Raw genomic sequence first — 19,272 nt, 5'->3', positions numbered from 1 at the left:
AACGGTCCCGCTCGTTCTTCGGAAGGTGATCCCGTTACCCGAGACCAAGGGTAGGATTGATCACCTTGCGAACGATCTTCCCGGTCAGCGTCTGTTCGTTGCTGAAGTTGCCAATCGCACGGTGGATATTATCGATTTGTCAAGCGAACCGCAGATTTGACCCCTCGTGTTGCCACACCGAAGATTGTTACCGAGCTTAGCGGCTGCGAGATGCGCTATCCGCCGCGGCGGGTGGTGATATGGCGAGGCTCTTCATCCAGTCCCCGCCAAGGATGATCTGTCCGGTTATTTCTGCACGCCATACCTTCACGGCCTTTTGCACCGTCCTCGCGCTTTTGTGCGTGAAGCGCGATGGATCGGTCCACTTTTATGGCGCCAAAGGAAATGAGATTGCATCGCTCCAACTGGGCGACGACGCCGACAATGTGAGGGTTGATCGTCGTAGTGGTCAGGTCGTTGTCGGTTACGGTTCGGGCGGCTTGGCAACAATTGATCCACGCACGCACAGAATCCTGAACCGCATGACCTTCAAAGGACATCCCGAAGGCTTCAGCCTCTCTGGTAACAAGGCGTTCGTGAATGTGCCGGATGACGGAGCGATCCTGAGGATCGACCGCGATGGAGGAAAGGTCGAGGCGCGGTGGCCGACCGGCGCGCACAGGTTGAATTTCCCGATGGCCCTCGATCCGGCGGGAAGAACGGCAACGATTGCCTATCGTCTTCCGGCCGGTTTGGTGCGGCTCGACACGACAACCGGGAAAGTGCTCGCAAGCCAGCTGATTTGGGGAGGCTCTGACGATCTCTTTCTCGATGTGGATCGGGTGATTGACGTTTGCGGGTCTGGCCATGTCGATCTGGTTCGGAGCGATAAGCTCGCGGCCCGGGTCAATACCAGCAATGGCGCCCGTACCGGTCTGTTTGTCCCGGAACTTCGCACGCTGTTCGTCGCGGCGCCGGATCGAGCGAAATCCGCAGCGATTTTCGATCTGGGAGTCCGTAACCGCTGACCTACGAATTCCGCGGGATTGACGCTTTGGATTCACAGAGAGCTGAAGGCTAAGGGCAACTCGCTCAATTTCCAGAAGCGGGCGGACGGCAAACGGCCAGAACTCCCCATGAACGGCCGCATTAATGTAGGGCAAGTTTCGGGGAGGGCGCTTGCCCCGTCTATGTCCGTTATGTCGGCGGCTAAAACCCGTTAGGTGCTCAATCGGCGGTCACGATCGAATGTTCAAGCCGAACATCGTCAAGCAATCGCTCGATTGCAGCGCGCTGCGCATCGGTGCCACCAAGCCTGACATCCCAATTGCAATGGGCATGCGTCGCCATATCGCGCACGATGAGCTTGCCAAGCGCCCGCCGCCATGTCTGGGACGTGCCGCCTCTCTCCCGCATGAGACGGGCAATGAGCAGAAGTTCGAGGTCGGAAGCAGTCATACACACCGCTTAGTCGTAGCCGGCGGCTAAGCAAGCAGAGCTTCGCTCGCAAGCGTGACGGATCGACGGCAGGCTTCGAGAATCAGTCGCGGAGCCGCCGACGTCTGCTCTGTCGGCGATGGTCGAGAGGTCCTGTTTCCGCCGAGGCCGACTTCTTGCCATCCACCAATTGCAATCCGCCTGATCATCGTCCTTCGAGTAGCGCTTCGGCATTGACACCGACTTGGCCTGAGGAGCGGTCAGTCAATCTCAGACCGCTTCCCGTCTCTCCAAAGATGCCTATCCGTTTCAGCGGGAGCATGGAAAAGCGGAGATGACTATGAGCACCTGTTCACCGGAGCGCCGAGATCACGATATTCCCCTGACTGATGAGGCCGTTCTCCATAAGGATGTTCATCTCGGACTGCAGATCTGCCGAGCCAACAGTCTATCGCTCACGCGGCTTCAGCTTGCGCTGAGAAAGGACGACAGGCGCTGCGTGCTGGAAGCGATCGACCGGCTGCATGACCTGGATGCCCAGATCGGCCGTTTGCTCGAACGACTGCCCATATCCGCCAACGATGATCTGGAAACCCAAGCGATCTGCAAATATATCGACGATCAAAGGATGGCGGTCGCGTTTGAAAGGCTTGCGCTTGTAAGTCAGGTAAGCGGTCCGGATATGCTATCGCCCACCGGCCACTGGAGCGTCCCAAATCAGTCGAGAACGCCCGACGGGCGTTCTACCGAACAAGCTGGTTTACCGACCGCAACGGACCGGCAGCTCTCGCCCAAAACACTGGGCTTCGTACTAGCGCTTTTGGTGTTTGCTGCTGTAGTCAGCGTGATCATTTTTACTTCAGGCGTTTAGGGCAACATTGCAAGAGTGAGCAGTTCGTGATCCAATTGTCGCCATCCTGGGCCGGCACCTTAGTATCTGATTCAAAATTATCCGGCATAATTTCATGATCTTGCGATGCGGCGGGTAAAGAGCTGGATCGACGCGATAAAGAGCCATGCGGTTGCAGACGCGATGGTCTGCTCGCAGTCTTTTGCGAGCCGGCGGTTTCGGCTGATCCATGCGAGGGTCCGTTCGACGACCCATCGCCGAGGCAGCACCTCGAAGCCCTTGGCGGTGTCGGATCGCTTGACGATCGCAATGGTCCACTTGCCGATGCGGCGCAGTGCGTCCTTGAGCTTGGTTCCGGCATAGCCTCCATCAGCGAACACATGGCGTAGCCAAGGGAAGCGGCCGACGATTTCGGCGAGCACCAGCGGCGCGCCAACGCGATCCTGGATGTCGGCGGTGTGGATCACGGCGTGGACGAGATTGCCTTCGGTGTTGGTCAGGATGTGCCGCTTGCGCCCGTTGACCTTCTTGCCGGCGTCATACCCCCGTGGCCCGCCGCTTTGCGTGGTTTTCGTGCTCTGGCTGTCGATCACGCCAGCGCTGGGCGACGCCTCGCGGCCCTGCGCCTCGCGCGCCACCATCAGCAAGGTGCGGTTGATCGTCAGCCACAGGCCGTTCTCGCGCCAGAGGTAAAACCAGTGCCGCACAGTCGAAACCGGAGGATAGCACGGCGGCAACATCCGCCATGGCAGGCCGCCATGCAGCAGATACAGGATCGCCTCGACAATCCGCCGGATCGGCCACTTGCGAGGCCGTCCGACATGCGATGCGGGAGGAAGCAGCGGCTCTAGAACCGCCCACTCGGCATCGGTCATATCGCTTGGCAAAGCTAGCCCGCTTCGCGCATGTAGGGCGCGAGTGGTGTCGGTCTACATCGTTGAATCCACGGTAGTTTTTGGCGAAACCCCCTGAATCAACGACGGGTTCAGTCGTCAAGCTAACCTGCTGATACCACTCAACTTAGTTTTCGATCAGGCACTAAGACGAAGGTGTTGCGCCCCTCGAGGTGGAAGCTCCAGCCATGAAAACCGCATGTGATCGAGCGGCGGTTGCCCGAGGCCGAATGCTGGGCAGATTGACTGAAGGTTGACGAAATCGGAGAAATTGTCCGTCCAGATTTAGGGTAAATTCGCTCGAACGTGAACGGGGGATAGAGTGTCAAACTCGCCTGACTACGCTCCGATTCGTCGCGCCCATGGCTCCTATATGGCTCCCAGACCAATTTCTTGAGATTCGAGACCAAACGGGGACTAAATTCATTCTAGTGATAAATATCGATAAACTTAGATCCCTGCTGGTTTGGGGCGGTTCATCGCACGCTATAAGAGTCAGATGTTCGCGCGGCTCATTGGTGAGCCGAACGTACCGCAGGACATTGCCGGGGCGTGGTTCGCTCCTGATCCGCCGCACGTCAATCCATTGCCGGCGGATATTCGCCGGAACGGAGGCTGACGGGAAGCGGCGGCGGGCCTTCCAGCCTGCCGCCGATCCATCCTCAGAACTTCACGCCGAAAGTCACGCCGTAAGTCGCCGGTGCGGCCCAGACGCTGCCGATGCCCAGCGATGCGTAGTTGACCGCCGAACGATAGCGGTGATCGGTCACGTTCTCTCCGAAGAGAGCGAGCGAGTACTTGTCGGAAGCATCATTCCATTCGGCGCGCAGGCCAAGCTGGGCGTAGTCACCCTGCTTGAACTGCTGGGCAATGCCGAAATAGAACGACGAGGTGTAGTAGAGATTACCCGAAAGCGTGAGCCTTCCGCCAGCCAGATCGAGTCCATAGGACGCCGCGAGGTTAGCCGTGATCTCCGGCGAGCGCTGCATCTTGAAGCCGCTGGCGTCGGTGGTGGTTTCGACCAGTGCACCCGCTCCGAGGCCCCCGAACTCAGGAGGCGTGCAGGCGACCGGCGTAGTGCCGAACGCTGCTGCGGGATCGCAGAACTGGTAGAACGGCGCGTTGGGGAACTTCTTGTATCGCGCATGGGTCCAGGCGACGCCTGCGGACACCGTGAAGTCCGAAGTGACGTGCCCGCTCACCTGGCCTTCGAGGCCGTAGATCTCGGAACTGGCGGCATTGGTGATCCGCGCGGTACCGGCCTGGAAGCTCGATACCTGGAGGTTCTTGTAGTCGTAGTAGAACCCGGACAGATCGGCCGACAGCCAGCCCTTGGCGTACTTGTAGCCCAGTTCGTAAGCATTGATCGTCTCGGGCTTCACCGGGCGGTAGGAATAGCCGCCGACGTTTAGCAAGCCGGCTTTGTAGCCCTGCGTGAACGAGGCATAGATGCTCGATTCGTCGTTCGGTTTGAAGCGCAGCACGGCGCGGGGCGTGACGCGATTGTTAGTGAGCTTCGGCACGTCGTAGCGGGTATAGAGCGGCACTTCGGAATAGGGCGGGAAGGCCACGGGATTGCCGTTAGCGTCTTCATAAACTGAAGCGGTTAGCGCACGTTCGAAGTAGGCGTCGTCCACCCAGTCATGGCTGTAGCGCGCGCCCGCTGTCAGGAAGAGCTGCGGCGTGATCTCGTACGTGGCGTCGGCGAAGACCGCGATCGACTGCGTGAGCGTGCCGGACTCGCCGTTGCGGACGAACGGCGCAGTGCCAAGCTTGGCATAAGTCGGCCAGGTATCGCGGTTGTTGAAGTAATAGGCGCCAGTTGTCCATTGCAGGCGCGAGCCCGGCTTCGAGTTCAGCAGCAGTTCCTGCGTGAAGGTCTTGCTGTTGGAACCGATGCGGATGGTGAAGATCGGCAGCGCGGTGGCGTCAAGGTCCTGTACACTGGTGACCCGCTCATCGCGGTACTGCGTATAAGACGTGAGGTCCGCGAAACCGAGGTTCGCCTTGATCGTGCCCTGGATAGCGTCGGTGTTGGTTGTCGCGCCGATGCCGTCGGTGGGATTGAGCGCCACCTGATTGGGTTTGGTCGCGTAATATCCGGTCGGGGTGTACTGATAGATCCACTTCGTGCCGTCTTCGTCGACGAAGGCGTTGTGCATCAGCGCCGAGGGATCGTCGGACTGCGAGTGGGTATAGCGCAGCAGGAAGCTGACGTCGGGAGAAACCTCGACCTTCAGGCCGGTGCGCACCGACCAGCGGTTGTACTGTCCGATCTTGTCGTTGTTATCGATAATGTTGGTCTGGAAACCGTCACCACGGCGATAGAGGCCCTCGACATCGAACGCGACGCCCGGCGCGATGGCGGAAGTGCCGTAACCCTGCACTTCGACCGTGTTGAAGCGGCCATAGGACACACGCATTTCGCCGCCCGGCTTCTCGCTGGGATCGGCAGTGGTGATGAGAATCGCGCCGCCCGTGGTGTTGCGGCCGAACAGGGTGCCCTGCGGGCCCTTGAGCACCTGCACCGACTGCACTTTCATCAGCTGGAAGTCGGTCGAAGCCGCGCTCGGCAGGAAGAAGCCGTCAAGGTAAGTGGCGACGTTGGGACCGCCGCCCGAAGTGGTGATTGCCGTGCCAACGCCGCGAATGGTGGGCTGAGTGTAGACGCCGGACTTGTCGAACCGCAGCGCAGGGACGACCCGCGACAGATCGGAAAGCTGGCGCACGCCGGCATCGGTCAGCGTCTGGCTGCTGACCGAGGTGATCGTGATCGGCACGTCAAGCTGGCGTTCCGAACGGCGCTGCGCGGTGACGTAGATCTCGCCGGACGGCGTCGGTTCGGATGCCGTCTGGGACGCTGCTTGAGTCGCCGTCTGTCCAGCATCCTGAGCCGCCGCCTGTTGCGCCAACATCGCAGTTGCCAACACTACTGCGGACGATGCGCAGCGCCAGAAATTGATCGACATGTTTTCCCTCCCCTGATTGTTGCCCGCCATTTCAGCGGTATCTGCCTTTGGCCTTTGCATTAGCTCACGTTCGGACAAAGTTTCGCGATAGCCATATCGCTATGGCGTTTTACGGGCAGCTCCGTTGCGGAAGGGCCATTAGCCTTAGGGGGGTGAGCCTATTTTTATGGCGCGGCTTTGGGCGACAGGCTTTTCCGGCCTCGGATATAGAAAGCCCCCACAAGCGATTGCTTTTCGCACCCCCGTGCTTGTCAGCCCCGGCATTCGCTGCCAGCGGCGATGCGAACCCGCTCTGGCCGGAGAGAGCATGAATCAGCCAAGGCATCCCTTCTCATTCCCAGCCTTCCGGCTGTTCTGGGTGGCGCGGCTTTGCACGACCATGGCGCAGGGCGGGATGGTCGTCGTGCTGGGCTGGCAGGTCTACGAAGTCGCCCGCGCCACGCGCAGCATCAAAGAGGCGGCGTTCCAGCTCGGCATAGTCGGACTGGTACAGTTCATTCCGCTGTTTCTGCTGGTACTCGTGACCGGATGGACCGCCGATCATATCGACCGGCGCGTAATCGCGCGCCTGTGTAGCGTGGTTCAGCTCGGCTGCGCGCTACTGCTTGGCTGGCTCAACACCGGCCATGCGAGTGCCGGTCACGGGGTGACACTGGGCGCGCTGTTCGCCGTGGCGGCAACGTTCGGGATCGTCAGAGCCTTTGCAGGCCCCGCACTCAACGCCCTTGCGCCAGATCTGGTCCCGGCCGACGTCTTGCCGAGAGCGATTGCCACCAATGCCATCGCCAGTCGCCTTGGTGCGATCATCGGTCCGGCCTCGGTCGGCTTTCTTTATGCTGCCGGGCCGGTGCTGCCCTATGCGGTGGCCGCCGGACTCTTCACGCTCTGCCTCGGCTGCCTGATGGCGATCGCGCCGGTGCCGCGATCGAAGCGAAACGCCGCGCTCAATCCATGGCAGCAGATGATCGAGGGCGTGGCCTATGTTCGCTATCATCCGCTGATCCTCGGCGCCATTTCGCTGGACCTGATGGCGGTGCTGCTGGGCGGTGCGACGGCTCTTCTGCCGGTCTTCGCGCATGATATCCTCATGATCGGCCCCAGCGGGCTCGGGACCTTGCGTGCTGCGCCTGCCCTCGGCGCGATGCTCTCGGCGTTCTGGTTCTCATGGCGGCCGCTCGACCGTGGGGTCGGGATCAAGATGCTGGCGGCCGTCGCGGTTTACGGCGTGGCGATCGTCGGCTTCGGGGTCTCGCGGTGGTTGCCGCTCTCCCTGCTGTGCCTGACCGTATCGGGTGCGGCGGACATGTTCTCGGTCTATGTGCGCCAATCGCTGATCCAGCTTTCCACCCCGCAGGATATGCGGGGCAGGGTAGGGGCCGTCTCATCCCTGTTCATTTCCGCATCGAACGAACTGGGCGAAGCGGAATCCGGTTTCGTGGCGGCGCTGATCGGCCCCGTCGCCACGGTGATCGTGGGCGGTTTCGGAGCAATCGCGGTCACGATGATCTGGTCCCGGCTGTTTCCGGCCTTGCGGCAGGCACACAGCTTTGACATCCGCCCGTTCGAGCCGGCGCGCAAATAGGCCGTGGATAAAATCGGCTGCGACAAGACTAGCCGCCGCTGTACGGCCCGCGCTTCTGCGGCAAGCCCGCGTTTGGGCTTGCAAATCAAAAGTGTTTCCTGCCGACCGCTTAGGTCGCGGCTACACTATATTTACGATTGAAACACCGCTACTTAGCTAAGCTTGCACACCTGTGGGGGGTGATGGGTGCCATGCTATTGCAAACGCAAGGAAATCAGGTTGGGGGTGAGTCCCACGCAAATAGCCGGCGGCACGCGCGGGCGCGTGATCTGTTGCCTGCGATGATCATGCTCTGCCTGCTGGTGGCGGGTTTGCTCGTCGCCTCGCTCGCCAGTACGGAGAAGGGCGACGGCTATCTCGTCGTGGCGCCGCCGGGCTGGACGCTCGGACACACGACAGGATTGATCCGCGCCTCGGGTGGCCGGTTGGTGCGGCCGGGCGGCTTCTCCAACATCGTCATCGCCGCGTCGACTGACCCCCGCTTTGGCCGGGCGCTGAAACGTGCGGGCGCCGTATTTGTCCGGCGGGTGCCGGGTCCGCTGGGCTGCGCCGCTCCCCAAAAGCCGAGTACCGCGACATGACAGACGAGATCGCCGCGCTTCGCACCAGGTTCGGGCGCTTCCTGGTCGTCCTGCTCTGGCTCCATGTTCCGCTGCTGGTCACGGTGGCGCTAATTCAGGGCGAATCGCTTCTCAACGCCGCGCTGGCCGGTGTGTTGCTTGCGGGCTCCTACCATCTCATGTGGGCACTGAACGGGCCCGCACCGGCCACACGCTACCTTTCCGCCGTCGCGTTGATGGGCGAGGTCGCCTTGCTGCTGTTCTTGATGCGGGGTCATCCCTGGCAGATGGACATGCACATGTACTTCTTCGCGATGCTGGCGCTGACCATCGCCTGGCTTGATCGCGAGACCATTCTTGTGGCCGCCTTCGCCATCGGGCTGCATCACCTGCTGCTGTTGTTCCTGCTGCCCTATGCGGTGTTCCCGCAGGAAGGAACGCTAGAGCGCGTGCTGTTCCATGCCGGAATCGTGGCGTTCCAGACAGCGGTGCTGATCTGGCTCAACGGCATGCTGGTGGCCAGTTTCGAGCGTATCGGCCGCATGAGCAGCGAGATCCTCCAGAAGAATGCGGCGCTTGAAGCACGCACACGTGAGGCCGAGGAGGCGACGCGTGTGAAAAGCATGTTCCTTGCGAACATGAGCCACGAAATTCGCACGCCGATGAACGCAATCCTTGGCTATGGCCACCTGATCGGCCTTACCGGCCTCGACGATCGCCAGCGCGACTTCGTGGACAAGATCAAGGGCGCGGGCTCCTCGCTGCTGCGGCTGATCAACGACATCCTCGACTTCTCGAAGAACGAGGCGGGCAAGCTGGTGCTGGAAATGCAAGACTTCGACTTGCGCGCGACGATTGCCGAGCAGGTCCAGTTGGTCGCTTTCGAGGCGCAGGCGAAAGGCGTGCGCCTTTTCTCGCACATCGCACCGGACGTGCCGCAGGCAGTCTGCGGCGATCCCCTGCGGATTGCGCAAGTTGCGCTCAATCTGCTGAGCAACGCTGTCAAGTTCTCGGTGGGCGGGCGCGTCGAGGTCAGCGTCTATGTGGTCGAGCGCGAGGGCAAGCACGCCATGCTCGAACTCGTCGTTGCCGACGACGGCATCGGGATGAGCGCCGAGCAACAGGCCGCACTCTACCGGCCCTTCTCGCAGGCGGACAATTCGACGACGCGCCGCTTCGGGGGCACCGGCCTTGGCCTCGCGATCTGCAAGCAAATCCTCGAACAGATGGGCGGCTCGATCGCCGTCGCCAGCGCACCGGGCAAGGGCAGCACCTTCACTTGCCGGTTCGAGGTGGCGGAAGCCGGTGCGATTCCCGCGAGCAGGGTGGTATCCTTCGAGCAGATCCGCGACTTGCGCGTGCTGGCGGTCGACGACAATTCGGCCTCGCGCGAAATCGTCGAAGGTATATTCGGCCATTGGGGTATGAATATCGACCTGGCCGCTTCCGGCGAGGAAGCCCTGGCTGCCTGCACGGCCGCGTGCGGCAAGGGCGACCCGTTCGATCTTGTCCTGATCGACTGGAAGATGCCGGGAATGGACGGCCTCACGCTCGCCCGCATCCTTCAGGAACGCGGCGTGGAAGTGCCCCCGCCGCTTACGCTTATCCTTACGGCCTATAGTGTCGACGAAGCGCTGGCCGAAGCGCAGGGGATCGCCATCTCTGCCGTGCTGGCCAAGCCGATCGATCCGCAAGCCCTGCTGGAAACGATTACCCTGCTTTTCGCCGGGGAAGAGCCGGCCCCAATGAAGCCCGCGCCTCCGGCAGCTCCTGTGCAGGCGCAAGTGCAGCCGCACTTGCGCGGCCAGCGCGTGCTGGTAGCGGAGGACAACGAAATCAACCTCGAAATCGCGACCGAACTGCTCACCCAGGCCGGGCTCATCGTCGATCCGGCGATCAATGGGCGAATGGCCTGCGATCTCATCAGTGCGCGGGGCGACAGCTACGCGGGCATTCTGATGGACGTGCAAATGCCGGAGATGGACGGGCTGGAGGCAACCCGCCGGATCCGCGAGACATGGCCGCGCGGGACGCTGCCGATACTGGCCATGACCGCGCATGCCTTCGATGAGGAGAAGCGCAAGTGCTTCGAGGCTGGAATGGACGATCATATCGCCAAGCCGGTCTCACCTGCCGCCCTCGTGGCGCTGCTCGACCGCTGGCTCAAGCCTGTGGGGGCTGCGCCGGCCAAAGCGCCGGAAGCGGATGCCCGCCGGACGGACGCTGAGGCTGTACTGCCGGAGCAACTCGCGCCATTCGATCTTCCCGCCGCGCTGGAGCGGGTCGGCGGCAAGGCCGCGCTGCTGCGCCGCCTGATCGTCAGTTTCGGCCGCGATTATGGTGCCGTGCCGACGAACTTGCGCAGCGCGCTCTCTCGCGACGAGCCGTGGGAGGCCCGCCGGATCGCCCACGGTCTGCGCAGCGTGGCCGGGGCTCTTGGCCTCCATACGGTACAATCCTGCGCCTCGGAGATTGAACGCTTGTTCGAAGCGGATGACATCGCGTCCGTACCCGCCGAAATTGATGCGCTCGACGCGGCATTGCAGCCTGCCATTGCCGCCGCACGGGGTCTTGATGGCCAATCCGGCGAAGACCGCACCGAAGCTTCCGCTGCCGATCCCGAACGCGCGGCACGTGCGCTCGCGGAATTGCGCGGATTGCTGCTGCGCCGCAGCCTTCGGGCGCGCGACGCCTATGAGGAATTCGCGCGGGCCTCAGGCCTGCTGGAAGCCGAACGGCAGAATCACCCACTCTGTCATGCCTTGCAGCGGCTTGACTATGTAGCTGCATTGGAACTTGTCGACCGCATCGACGACCGTGCTGACATTCAGCCGGTGACCTCCGATCCTGTCGCAATAAGGAATATTCCGTGACCAAGGCGACGATCCTGATTGTCGATGACGATGTGGCAAATATCGAAATCATGAATGCCGCGCTGGAGGACGACTACGACGTGTGCTTCGCCAGTTCGGGCGAGGATGCGCTGGATGTTGCGCGCGCCGTGCAGCCGGACCTGGTTTTGTTGGACGTGGTCATGCCGGGCATCGACGGGTTCGAGGCCTGCCGCAAGTTCAAGACTGATCCCCTGCTGGCCGATGTGCCAGTGATCTTCACGACTGGGCTTGGCGATACCGAGGCTGAAATGCGCGGGCTGTCGCTCGGCGCAATCGATTACATCACCAAACCGGTGCAGCCTGCGCTGCTGCGCGCGCGTGTGGCCAACCACGTTGAACTCAAGCGCATGCGCGACCGGCTTGCGCAAATGGCGGTTACCGACGCACTGACCGGGCTGAACAATCGCCGCCACCTTGAAATAGACCTTGCCGCCGATTGCGGACGACTGTCACGGAGCGACGAATGGCTGTCGGTCATCATGGTCGACATCGATTTCTTCAAGCAGTTCAATGACACTTACGGGCATCAGGCCGGCGACAGGTGCATCATGATGATCGCCTCGGCACTGACCCGGGCGATCCGCAACCTGAGTGGTGACCTGAACGGCAAGGCGGCCCGCTATGGCGGCGAGGAATTCCTCTGCGCGCTGCCGGGCGCAGACCCGGTGTCGGCAGGCGAAGTGGCGCTGGAAATCAAGCGGCAGGTCGATGCCCTTTGCATCCCGCACAAGACCTCGCGGATCGGCCCGCAAGTAACGGTGAGCATCGGCGTCGCTTGTGCGCGCTGCCGGGACGGCATGACTCCGGACCACTGGATCGCAGCAGCCGACGCGCAGCTTTACAAGAGCAAGTCGTACGGCCGAGACCGGGTTACGCTGGACTGTTTCGAGGGCGCAGCCTCGCACTGATGCGCAAATGGCCCGGCAGAGCGGGCCAGTACCGGCGGCGGCACGAATGCGGAAGTTCGCGCCGCCGCCGGCGTCTCTGAGAAAGCCCCTTCTGAGAAGGGCCCCGGATCAGGCGGTTGGCGGATAAGGGTGGCGGCCGAAGACCCACTTGGGCGCGTCGTTGGAGGTGCGGAACGGGTCTATGAGTAGTACCTTGGCCTCGTGACCGGCCATGCCGGCCTGATGGGCGATGTCGATCGCCCGGTTCAGCGCCGCCTTCATATCGGCGAACACTGCAAGGGCAACGCCGTGGAGAGTGACTGTCCAGCGATCGCCCTGCGGCAGGACGTGATAATCGTTCTGTTCCATGCGCCGTATCTCCTCTCTCTTTGCAATTGTCGTGAAACGGATGCCGCGAGACGGGTGGGCCTGAATTTGTATCGTCAGGCCGCAAAGCTCTGCCTTGGCGGCGGGATTTCTGTAATCGGCTTGCGTGCTGTCGAGGTCGACCCGCACCGGATAATCGCTACTTCGCGGCCACTTCATCTTGCGGCCGGGGCGGCGGGAAACTCACCGCTCTATATTCTCAACCATACTAGTGGACAAAGTCCTGTCAATGCGATTCGGCGCGGCTTTCGCGGCTCGTCGCTTGCGCGGCACTGGTTGTCTGCCGGCCGTGTTCGGCAGGCGACAATGTGCCATCAGAAACTGCCAAGCCGGTCCCAGCGGATGAAGGGGAGGATTGACGCATGGTCATCCGTCCATGGCCGCGCCGCGTGCTCGTTCAGCACGGTCCATGGCGCATCCGGTCTGTGCCGCGCCAGTGCATCCAGTACCGCGCCATCGCGGGAAAGGGCGATCCAGCGCGACGGCGTGTAGCGGTCGGTGTCAGCCGGAATGTCGAGCCGCGAGAGGGCCGCCAAACCGGCATCGCGGGCATTGGCGCCGACCACCGGGGCCAGATCGATGTAGCGATTCGAGATATGAAGCATGAGCAGCCCGCGCGGACTCAGTGCCTTGAGGTAGACCTGTAGTGCCTCACGCGTCAGCAGATGCATCGGAATCGCGTCGGAAGAGAACGCGTCAATCACCAGCACGTCGAACGAGGCCGGCGGCAGTTTCGCAAGTTCCAGCCGAGCATCGCCGATGACGACGCGGGCGTCAGGCGTGCAATCGCGGAGGAACGTGAAGCGGCCGGAGGTCGAGAAACGCAGGACCACCGGATCGATCTCGAAGAAGGTCCAGTGCTGACCCGGCTGCGATCGACAGGCGAGTGAGCCGGTGCCAAGCCCCACCACGCCGACGCGGGCGTGCGGCCCCTGAAGCGCTGGGGTCGCGGCAAGCGCCAGTGACACGCCGGAACCGGGGCCGTAATAGGTCAGCGCGTCATGCGCGTGCGCGGGATCGAGCGATTGCTCGCCGTGCAGCGTGGTGCCGTGCGCGAGCGTGCGGAGCCTCTCGTCCTGCCGGTCGTGCACGGTATAGATGCCGAAATAGCTGCGCGTACGGTCTCCCGCGAGCGTCGCGCGGATCGTCCAGATGCCGCCCTGCGCAACCATCGCCGTGGCCAGCACGGCAAGGAACGCGCCGCGCCACGCCATGACCATAAGACCGGTGCCCACCAGAAACACCGTCAGCATCGTTGCGATCAGCACGTCATCGGGGCGCAGCGCATACTGGTCCAACTGCCACGCCAGAAACGCTGCGAAGGCGAGCAACAGGCCGAGCGCGATGCGCAAGGGGCCGGAATCGATGCTCTCACTCTCGCTCCAGCGCAGCAGCGGCTCAAGCGGCATCAGCAGCGCGGCGGCCAGCACCAGCAAGGGGTGCTCCCAGGCCCAGTCGAACACCATCGGTGCGAGCAGCGCCGTGAACAATCCGCCCAGCGCGCCGCCCGCCGAAAGCGCGAGATAGAACCGTGTGAGATGGGCCGGGCCCGGTCGCAAGTCGTAAAGGCGCGCATGCAGGGCCGTCGCCACGCAGAACAGCAAGAGGCAAGTCGCCCCGGCCATCCACAGTCCGCCCGACCCGTTTGACACCATCGCGTAGCTGCCCGCGAAGAGCACGACGACGGGCGCGCACCGGCTCACCGCATGGGCCGGTGCGCGCCGATCGGCAAAGGCGAGGACGAAGCTCAGCAGATAGAGGCCGAGCGGGATCACCCAGAGGAGCGGCATCGCGAAGATATCGGTCGTGAGGTGGGTTGTGGTGGACAGCATCAGCCCCGAGGGCACGGCGGAGAGCATCAGCCACAGGACCACGGTGCGCCAGCCGATCGGCGCCTCTTCAGGCGCCTCGACACTCGCGGCGCGCTGATCGGGCAGGGCATATCGGCTCGCGGCGGCGAGCGCGACGAGCAGGACCAGCAGCACGAATCCGGCCGTCCATGCAATGCTCTGCTGGCGCAAGCTCAACAGGGGCTCGGCGAGCAGCGGATAGGCAAGAAGCCCCGCAAAACTGCCCAGATTCGAGGCCGCATAGAGCGCCCAAGGCTCGCCCGCACGCGGATCCGCGGCGAACCAACGCTGCATCAGCGGCGCCTGTGCCGATACGGCGAAGAATACCGGGCCGATCGACAGGCCGAGCAAAAGCGGCACCCACAATTCCTCGGGAAGCCCGGCAATCCGCGTCATGCCGGTCAGCCCGGCCGGCAGCGTCAGGCCTGCCAGTATCAGCAGCGAAAGGTGCACTGCCGCCTGCCTGCGCAGCGACAGTCTGCCAAGCCAGTGGGCATAGGCATATCCCGCCAGGAGCAGCGCCTGATAGACCAGCATGGCGCTGTTCCAGACGTTCGGCGCGCCGCCGAGACGCGGCAATGCCATGCGGGCGATCATGGGCTGAACGAGGAAGAGCAGGAAGCTCCCGACAAGGATCGTGGCGACGAACAGACCGCGAGCGGGGCCGCGAAAACCGGCTGCACTCATGACGCGGTGCCAGGCCGGCACGCAGATTCAAGGCGGAGTTGGGCGGGGGGAGCCATCAACAGCCTCTATCGCATTGCTTGATCTCGATAAAGAAGTGCCTCGCCCGGAATGTCCAAAAATCAGGATGAGACTTGGTGAACCACGGTAAGGTGCAGGCTCTCCAACGCTGAGAAACGGTTATTCATTCGCTACGATCGCCGCCTTCCCGCGAACGTCGCGAGAAGACAGGTCGCTGCGACCGGGCCGATCCAGTCGACCCACTGATCGAGCTTGGGCCAGACGCGCAAGTCGAGCGGCCCCCACCAGGGCATGTTGGCCCTCAAGCCATGGCCATAGAGTTCGATCCAACGGTACTCCGCCTGTGCGATCTCGCGGCCGATGAAGTAACCCGAAGCCAAGGCCGCGCCGGTCCACCAACTGCCGGTGAGACGCGCGATGATCACCTGCAGGATCAGGGCGGCGACCGCGTGTTCGAAATAGTTCATTTTCGGCAGTTCCCTTGGCATCCGATGAAAGGGGGATGTGACTGAAACGAGATAAAGTCGACGCAACACTGTCGTACTGATGCATTGCTCAAGTCATATTTTTAAATTTCCCTGTGTTGCCCCCATGCAACCCCATCCTGTAAAAATGAAATACCATCCGTTTTCGTGAAAATGACATGGGATTGTCATCGGTATGTCGCCGAACAGGTGGAATTCCCCCGTCGGTTTCAGGGTGGAGTTCTCTCTCAATGAAGACGGTTCACGTATCTCGCCTGCTTGCGGCAGGCGTCTCGTTTCTTGCCTGCGCCGTTGCCATGCCTGCCTTTGCGGCGGACAATAATGCGGCCGACGCTCCCGCAGATCCTTCCGGAGATGGCGCCGCCACAGGCTCCACGGGTGAGATTGTCGTCCTCGGTTTCGGCGAAACCCGCCAAACGCAGACTGTCAATGCACAGGATATCGCGTTGCTGACACCGGGCACTTCGCCGCTCAAGGCAATCGCCAAATTGCCCGGTGTCAACTTCCAGTCGGCCGATGCCTTCGGCAGCTATGAATGGTCGGCCCGCATCTCGCTGCGCGGCTTCAACCAGAACCAGTTGGGCTTCACGCTCGACGGCGTGCCGCTGGGCGACATGAGCTACGGTAATTATAACGGGCTCCACATAAGCCGCGCCATCATCTCCGAAAACCTCGGCAACGTCACTGTCAGCCAGGGCGCCGGTGCGCTGGGCACGGCCTCCACCTCCAATCTGGGGGGCACGCTGCTGTTCAACTCGCGCGATCCGGGCCATGATCTCGATGTCGTCGCCAGCGCAACCTACGGCAGCGAGGATACCGTGCGCGCCTTCATTCGCGGAGAAACCGGCGACATGGGCCCGTTCCGCGCCTACGTTTCCTATGCCCACATGGACGCTGGCAAGTGGAAGGGTGATGGCGCCCAGAAGCAGGATCAGGTCAATGCGAAGCTGGTGGGCGACCTTGGCGCCGGACGCCTCACCGCCTGGGTGAACTATTCGGACCGCCGCGAGAACGACTATCAGGATCTGTCCAAGGCGATGATCGATCGCCTCGGCTACAAGTGGGACAATTTCGCGCCCGACTGGAAGGCGGCCTATTCCACGGCCGCGGTGTATCAGAACCAGCTCGCCGCCGCTGCCGGCACGGCACTGCCTTTCCCGATGTACGGCACCGCCTTCACTGCGCCGATCGAAACCGTTGACGATGCCTACTACAATGCCGCCGGCCTGCGCCGGGACTGGCTGGGCAGCGTCAAGTTCGAGACCCCGGTTGATCGGCCGCTGCGTTTCTCGCTGCAATCGTACTACCACAACAACCATGGTCAGGGCCTCTGGTGGACGCCCTATGTGCCGAGCCCGACCGGCGCGCCGCTTTCGGTGCGCACGACCGAATACGACATCAAGCGCGCTGGCGCGATCGCGACGCTGAACTGGGATGTCAGCTTCAACAAGCTGGAGCTGGGCGCCTGGTATGAGGGCAACAATTTCCGTCAGGCCCGCCGCTACTACGCGCTGGACAATACGCTCGACGGCAGCTCGCGGGATTCGCTGGAATTCCAGTCCGACCCGTTCGCTACGCAGTGGGATTACAAGTTCCAGACCAACACGTTCGTCTACCACGTGTCCGACACAATCGACGTGGGTGATGCGCTGACCATCAGCGGTGGCTGGAAGGGCATCGACGTTGTCAACAAGGCCAATCCGATCGTCCAGTCGAGCTATCCCTCGGGCCGGATCAAGGCCAACGACATGTTCCTGCCGCAAATCGGCGCGGTCTACCGGGTATCGTCGAAGGCCGAACTCTTTGCCAGCTACACCGAAAACATGCGCGCCTTCGTTTCTGCGGTGACATCGGGTCCGTTCTCGACCACGCAGGCCGGTTTCGACGAAATCAGTGGCACGCTGAAGCCGGAAACCTCGCAAACCGTCGAAGGCGGCGCGCGCTTCCGCTCAGGTCCGTTCCAGGGATCGCTCGCGGGCTACTACGTGGACTTCAAGAACCGCCTGCTGGCGATCAGCTCCGGTCCCGGCATCGTCGGCAGCCCGAGCATTCTGGCCAACGTCGGCTCGGTTCAGACGTACGGCTTCGAAGCTGCGGCAACGGTGCAACTGCCCGCCGGTTTCAGCGCCACGGCGTCCTACGCCTACAACGTCTCGGAATATCAGGATGACGTTGTCGACGGGACCGGCGCCGTCGTGAATACCGAGGGCAAGACCGTGCCCGACAGCCCGCGCCACATCGCCTCGGCCGAACTCGCCTATACCGGCGATATCTTGTTCGGCCGCATCGGCGGCAATTACATGTCGAAGCGCTACTACAGCTATACCAACGACGTTTCGGTGGGCGGCCGCTTCCTGCTCGATGCGTCGCTTGGTGCCAAAGTGCCGGAGGGACATGGCTATCTCTCGGGCGTCGCTCTCGAAGTCTCGGTGAGCAATCTGACCGACAAGAAGTACGTCTCGACGGTGGGCTCGAACGGCTTCACCAACAGCGGGGATTCGCAGACCCTGCTGACCGGCGCGCCGCGGCAGTGGTTTGTTACCCTGCGCCGCGGTTTCTAAACGCGGCGTGGAACTGAGCCCGTCCCCAAGGTGGGGGCGGGCTCAAGATCCTCAGGCGCTGTACAGCGGTTCTGCTGGTGCGGGGGTTCTGCGAACCGTCAGGACAACGGCAACCAGTCCGACGAACGAAGTTGCCGCTCCCGCCAGTGCCACGGCCGGAAAGCCAAGGCCCGCCGCGATCACGCCGCCGCCCAGCGCCGCGCCAATCGCGTTACCGAGATTGAATGCACCTATATTGACCGACGACGCCAGGTTGGGCGCGTCCGCCGCAGCGGTCATGACGCGGACTTGCAAGGGCGGCACCAGCGCAAAGCTGGCCACGCCCCAGAGGAACACCAGCACGGCAGTCGGCGCAGCGAAAGGCATTAGCAGCGCGAAGGCGACGAGGATCGCCGCAAGGCTCGCCAATGTCACCATCAAGGTCCGGTCCACCGAGCGGTCGGCGAAACGCCCGCCAAGCCAGTTGCCCACCGTCAGCCCCAGGCCATATGTCACGAGCATGGCGGTGACGAAACCGAGCGAAGCATGGGTCGCCTCGCGCAAGATCGGCACGACATACGTGAAGACGGTGAACATTGCGCTCGATCCGACAACCGTCAGCGCCAGCGCGCCGAGAACCTTGCCCCGTGTCAGAACGCGCAGTTCCGCCATCGCATTGCCCCCTTGGGGCGCCGGCAGGGCGGGCAACGTCAGCCGTAGCGCCGCCATGGTGGCGAGGCCAAGGCCCGAAATGCCCCAGAAAGCCATACGCCAGCCAAGGTGCTCGCCCGCCCAGGTCGCCAGCGGCACGCCGATGACGTTGGCAATCGTGAGGCCCATGAACATGGCGGCAACGGCGCCCGCCTTGCGCTCCGGCAGCACGAGGCTGGCTGCGACGACCGAGCCCACGCCGAAGAAGGCGCCGTGGTTGAACGACGTGACGATCCGCGCCACCAGCAGCATGGTGTAGCTGTCGGACATCGCCGCCAGCAGGTTCCCCAGCGTGAAGATGCCCGCCAATGCGATCAACAGCGTGCGGCGCGGCATTCGGCCGGTGGTGAGCGTCATCAGCGGTGCACCGACCATGACTCCGAGCGCATAGGCGCTGATGAGCAGCCCGGCCGTGGGGATCGAGATCCCCAGGCCGGTGGCGATGACCGGCAGCAGGCCCATCGGCGCGAACTCGGTGACGCCAATACCGAATGCGCCGACGGAAAGGGCCAGGAGCCCCGGATTGAGCTTCATGGGTTGCAG

14 protein-coding genes are annotated in these 19,272 nt (G+C 62.7%); 7 read left to right on the top strand and 7 right to left on the bottom strand.

Annotated features, from left to right (window positions below; genetic code table 11):
• The first annotated feature begins 239 nt into the window (after positions 1-239).
• Entirely contained in the window at positions 240-1,007 is a 768-nt protein-coding gene (locus AC1VVM_RS19080) for a YncE family protein (protein ID WP_482905365.1), read from the top strand.
• Positions 1,008-1,206: 199 nt separating this feature from the next.
• Here the strand turns inward: AC1VVM_RS19080 and AC1VVM_RS19075 are convergent, their stop codons facing one another.
• Complete coding sequence (locus AC1VVM_RS19075; protein WP_482905364.1) at positions 1,207-1,437, bottom strand: hypothetical protein; 231 nt, start codon at positions 1,435-1,437, stop codon at positions 1,207-1,209.
• 313 nt (positions 1,438-1,750) lie between these two features.
• Here AC1VVM_RS19075 and AC1VVM_RS19070 point away from each other — a divergent pair, with 313 nt between their 5' ends.
• Positions 1,751-2,287: a hypothetical protein gene (locus tag AC1VVM_RS19070; protein WP_482957107.1), complete on the top strand. Its 537-nt coding sequence runs from the start codon at positions 1,751-1,753 to the stop codon at positions 2,285-2,287.
• Between the two features lie 92 nt (positions 2,288-2,379).
• On the opposite strand, the gene AC1VVM_RS19065 is transcribed toward AC1VVM_RS19070, so the two are convergent.
• Entirely contained in the window at positions 2,380-3,141 is a 762-nt protein-coding gene (locus tag AC1VVM_RS19065; protein ID WP_482905362.1) for an IS5 family transposase, read from the bottom strand.
• Positions 3,142-3,821: 680 nt separating this feature from the next.
• Entirely contained in the window at positions 3,822-6,128 is a 2,307-nt protein-coding gene (locus AC1VVM_RS19060) for a TonB-dependent receptor (RefSeq protein ID WP_482905361.1), read from the bottom strand.
• 307 nt (positions 6,129-6,435) lie between these two features.
• On the opposite strand from AC1VVM_RS19060, the gene AC1VVM_RS19055 reads away from it, so the two are divergent.
• The 4 genes from AC1VVM_RS19055 to AC1VVM_RS19040 all read left to right on the top strand — a co-directional run bounded on the left by AC1VVM_RS19055 (position 6,436) and on the right by AC1VVM_RS19040 (position 12,072).
• A complete protein-coding gene (locus tag AC1VVM_RS19055) occupies positions 6,436-7,710 on the top strand; it encodes an MFS transporter (protein WP_482905360.1) in 1,275 nt (424 codons plus the stop codon).
• 272 nt (positions 7,711-7,982) lie between these two features.
• Positions 7,983-8,291 carry a hypothetical protein gene (locus tag AC1VVM_RS19050; protein ID WP_482905359.1) on the top strand — a complete coding sequence of 103 codons (309 nt, stop codon included), beginning with the start codon at positions 7,983-7,985 and terminating at the stop codon, positions 8,289-8,291.
• The gene (locus AC1VVM_RS19045; RefSeq protein WP_482905358.1) at positions 8,288-11,143 is read left to right on the top strand and encodes a response regulator; all 2,856 of its coding nucleotides are present in this window, start codon (positions 8,288-8,290) and stop codon (positions 11,141-11,143) included. Before AC1VVM_RS19050 ends, AC1VVM_RS19045 begins: the two co-directional genes overlap by 4 nt.
• Positions 11,140-12,072 (top strand): diguanylate cyclase, encoded by a 933-nt coding sequence (locus AC1VVM_RS19040; RefSeq protein WP_482905357.1) that lies wholly within the window; start codon positions 11,140-11,142, stop codon positions 12,070-12,072. Before AC1VVM_RS19045 ends, AC1VVM_RS19040 begins: the two co-directional genes overlap by 4 nt.
• 108 nt (positions 12,073-12,180) lie before the next feature.
• Here AC1VVM_RS19040 and AC1VVM_RS19035 read toward each other — a convergent pair whose 3' ends face one another.
• The 3 genes from AC1VVM_RS19035 to AC1VVM_RS19025 all read right to left on the bottom strand — a co-directional run bounded on the left by AC1VVM_RS19035 (position 12,181) and on the right by AC1VVM_RS19025 (position 15,460).
• Entirely contained in the window at positions 12,181-12,420 is a 240-nt protein-coding gene (locus AC1VVM_RS19035) for a hypothetical protein (protein WP_132386185.1), read from the bottom strand.
• Positions 12,421-12,752: 332 nt separating this feature from the next.
• Positions 12,753-14,975 carry a fused MFS/spermidine synthase gene (locus AC1VVM_RS19030; RefSeq protein ID WP_482905356.1) on the bottom strand — a complete coding sequence of 741 codons (2,223 nt, stop codon included), beginning with the start codon at positions 14,973-14,975 and terminating at the stop codon, positions 12,753-12,755.
• A gap of 188 nt (positions 14,976-15,163) precedes the next feature.
• A complete protein-coding gene (locus AC1VVM_RS19025; RefSeq protein WP_482905355.1) occupies positions 15,164-15,460 on the bottom strand; it encodes a hypothetical protein in 297 nt (98 codons plus the stop codon).
• Positions 15,461-15,708: 248 nt separating this feature from the next.
• On the opposite strand from AC1VVM_RS19025, the gene AC1VVM_RS19020 reads away from it, so the two are divergent.
• Entirely contained in the window at positions 15,709-18,039 is a 2,331-nt protein-coding gene (locus tag AC1VVM_RS19020) for a TonB-dependent receptor (RefSeq protein WP_482957106.1), read from the top strand.
• A 51-nt stretch (positions 18,040-18,090) separates the two neighbouring features.
• On the opposite strand, the gene AC1VVM_RS19015 is transcribed toward AC1VVM_RS19020, so the two are convergent.
• Entirely contained in the window at positions 18,091-19,263 is a 1,173-nt protein-coding gene (locus tag AC1VVM_RS19015; RefSeq protein ID WP_482957105.1) for an MFS transporter, read from the bottom strand.
• Positions 19,264-19,272: the final 9 nt, after the last annotated feature.

The sequence above is a fragment of the Novosphingobium sp. BL-S-33 genome (genome assembly GCF_056857025.1).
The sequence above is the reverse complement of the archived record's forward strand: the minus strand, read 5'-3'. Positions and strand labels throughout refer to the sequence as shown.